This is a genomic window from Achromobacter sp. SIMBA_011 (assembly GCF_046535435.1).
GTDB classification, from domain to species: domain Bacteria; phylum Pseudomonadota; class Gammaproteobacteria; order Burkholderiales; family Burkholderiaceae_B; genus Achromobacter; species Achromobacter dolens.
Map to the genome: position 1 here is coordinate 1 of NZ_JAWRWN010000745.1, position 259 is coordinate 259.

The 259-nt window shown below is 59.5% G+C and carries 2 protein-coding genes; both read right to left on the reverse strand.

The window, feature by feature from the left end:
* On the reverse strand, nucleotides 1–173 hold a 173-nt coding region (locus SB816_RS32955), incomplete at its 3' end, for an NAD(P)-binding protein (protein ID WP_410548374.1).
* On the reverse strand, nucleotides 119–259 hold a 141-nt coding region (locus tag SB816_RS32960; RefSeq protein ID WP_410548375.1), incomplete at its 5' end, for a sugar dehydrogenase complex small subunit. The genes SB816_RS32955 and SB816_RS32960, both read right to left, overlap by 55 nt.

The following is a 259-nucleotide window of genomic DNA, read 5'->3' on the forward strand; positions in this document are numbered from 1 at the left end:
CCTGCTTCGAGCAGGATCACCGACTTGCCCGCCATCGCGAGCTGGTGCGCGACGATCGCGCCCGCGACACCGGACCCGACGACCACGACGTCGGCCTTTTGCGTATCGGTATCCCCCATCAGGCTTGCCTCTCGATCGGTTTTTCGGCCCAGAAGCCGGGTTTGTTGGGGCAATACGAAGGAATCACGAGCGTATCGGACACGACGCTGAACATTAATGCTTCTTCGTAAGTAATCACGACGTTGTCGACGATGCCGAG